Origin of the sequence: Jatrophihabitans sp., from assembly GCF_036389215.1 — a bacterium.
In the GTDB taxonomy this organism is placed as follows: Bacteria; Actinomycetota; Actinomycetes; order Mycobacteriales; family Jatrophihabitantaceae; genus Jatrophihabitans_A.
Window position 1 is genome coordinate 1 of the sequence record NZ_DASVQG010000089.1, and the last position, 1,811, is coordinate 1,811.

2 protein-coding genes are annotated in these 1,811 nt (G+C 69.0%); one reads left to right on the top strand and one right to left on the bottom strand.

Going from position 1 to position 1,811, the window contains the following annotated elements:
• On the top strand, positions 1–746 hold a 746-nt coding region (locus tag VF542_RS04075), incomplete at its 5' end, for an Ig-like domain repeat protein (protein WP_408650429.1).
• A 197-nt stretch (positions 747–943) separates the two neighbouring features.
• Here the strand turns inward: VF542_RS04075 and VF542_RS04080 are convergent.
• A complete protein-coding gene (locus VF542_RS04080; RefSeq protein ID WP_408650430.1) occupies positions 944–1,639 on the bottom strand; it encodes a hypothetical protein in 696 nt (231 codons plus the stop codon).
• Positions 1,640–1,811 lie beyond the last annotated feature (172 nt).

The following is a 1,811-nucleotide window of genomic DNA, read 5'->3' on the forward strand; positions in this document are numbered from 1 at the left end:
CGGTGAGCTCGGGCAAGGCCAGCTACCAGGTGCCGGCGAACACTCCGGCCGGGACGTTGCAGATCACCGCGACGTTCGTCCCGTCAGTCCCTGAAGGCGTTATCGGCTCCACCTCTTCGGCTCTGACGTTCACGGTGAACAAGGCGGTCTCGACCACCGCGCTGGCGGCGTCGGCGGCTTCGCAGACGTACGGCACCAGCAGCCCGGCCACCCTCACGGCGACCGTCACCCAGAACGACGGCAGCACGCCGGCCGGCGATGTGCGGTTCGAGACCTCGACCGGCACGGTGCTGGCCACCGTCGCGGTGAGCTCGGGCAAGGCCAGCTACCAGGTGCCGGCGAACACTCCGGCCGGGACGTTGCAGATCACCGCGACGTTCGTCCCGTCAGTCCCTGAAGGCGTTATCGGCTCCACCTCTTCGGCTCTGACATTCACGGTGAACAAGGCGGTCTCCACGACCGGCCTCACCGCGACCGGCGGCAAGATGAAGGGCAGCACCACGAAGTACCAGGTGGCTATGACGGCCACCGTCTCGCTGAACACCGGCAAGCCGGCCGTCGGCAGCGTCACCTTCTATGTCGGTAACGTGGCCGCCGCAACAGTGCCGGTCGGAGCGGGCGGCAAGGCTTCGGCCACCGTTCAGGTCGCGAAGGGTCAGGTGCAGGTGCGGGCGCAGTTCACCCCGACCGACACCGCCAACCACCTGGGTTCGACCAGCCCGACCCTCACGGTGGCCGTGAAGTAACCCTCACGGTGACTGTGAAGTAGCTCTCTCCACAGCGGAGGGCCCGGCGAGGCAACAGCCTCGCCGGGCCCTTCGCTATCGGCGGCAATGGTGCGCCGGTTCAGCACCGCCGGCCCCCGCCTCCGGACAGATCATTGGCCTCAGGCAGGGCGACTCGCCGGCAGCAGTCCTGCTGTGCGGCCAACGACCGCCTGCGGCTACTTCGTCCCCTCGGACAGCCGCTGCAGCAGCGCGTCCACCGCGCCGGGCGGCTGCGGCGCGGCGAACAGCTGCAACTGGATGGTCAGGTGGCCGATCCCGTGCTTGGTGGCGTCGCCGGTCAGCTGAGTGCCCGACACCAGCGCGGCCCGCTTACCGGGGCCCTGCACGGCCGCCAGGAACCGTAGGACCTTGGTTGGTGATCCCTTCACCACGACGGTGAGCGGGAGGGCGTACGTCTGCCCCGCCGGTGTCGCGACTGCGCCGGCGGCCGGCGGGGCCGCCGGGGTTGCGGTGCTCGAACCGGCCGCGCCGGGTGCCGCGGCCGCCGGTACGGTCGAGGCCAGCGACGCCGGGTCACCCGCGGTGATGCTGCTGATGCTCACCGCGTACTCGGTGGCGTAGCCGCTCAGCTGGCGGGTGTACGCAGCCAGCTCGGTGTCCACCGGCAGGGCGGTCCTCGCCTGCTGCAGCGAGGCAACCAGGGCGTCCATGTTGGAGTTGTCGGCCTGCAGGCGGTGAATCTTGGTCTGCAGGGTGATGTTCTGGGTCTGCGATGCGAGGGTCTGCTGGTCCAGTGAGGTGGCGTTGGACAGCTCCGGGCTCACCACCATGAACCAGGCCAGTGCCGAGATGACCACTCCGGCACCGACACCGCCGGCCAGCCACAGCCGATCGCCCTTGACGCCGCTCATCAGTTGCCTCCGGTCTTGGACGTGACGTCGTAGCGGTGGGAGAGCAGCCGGTCATCGATCGAGAACTGGATGGTGTACTGGGTGCCCTTGTCGTTCGTCGTGTTCGACGTCGGATACGGATCGATGAAGCCGCGCAGGGCGCTGAGCCGGTCGACCAGGGTCGAGACGTCGG

Excerpts from the sequence above, each read along its gene's own strand:
- VF542_RS04080 (WP_408650430.1), bottom strand. The coding sequence starts at position 1,639 with ATGAGCGGCGTCAAGGGCGATCGGCTGTGGCTGGCCGGCGGTGTCGGT.